The sequence below is a fragment of the Clostridioides sp. GD02377 genome (genome assembly GCF_045899875.1).
GTDB lineage: Bacteria > Bacillota > Clostridia > Peptostreptococcales > Peptostreptococcaceae > Clostridioides > Clostridioides difficile_A.
This window is the reverse complement of the sequence record NZ_JBJODA010000101.1, coordinates 1-262: the sequence shown is the minus strand read 5'-3', so window position 1 is coordinate 262 and position 262 is coordinate 1. Positions and strand designations below refer to the sequence as shown.

1 pseudogene is annotated in these 262 nt (G+C 28.2%); it reads left to right on the top strand.

Going from position 1 to position 262, the window contains the following annotated elements:
• Nucleotides 1-262 (top strand): annotated as a pseudogene (locus Q3304_RS21075) (IS200/IS605 family element RNA-guided endonuclease TnpB); the annotation flags it as partial.

Here is a 262-nt window from a genome sequence, read left to right as displayed (position 1 = left end):
CTAAACTTGGTATGGTTAAAGTAAGGGATAAACAAGTACCTCAAGGAAGAATACTTAATGCTACTATATCCAAAGAACCAAGTGGTAAATATTATGTATCATTATGTTGTACTGATATAGATATTGAAGCATTTGAAAATACTAATAATCAGATAGGCTTAGATTTAGGAGTTAAAGAATTTTGTATCTCAAGTTGTGGACAATTTATAGAAAATCCTAAGTATCTTAAGAAGTCATTAAACAAACTTGCTAAATTACAAAG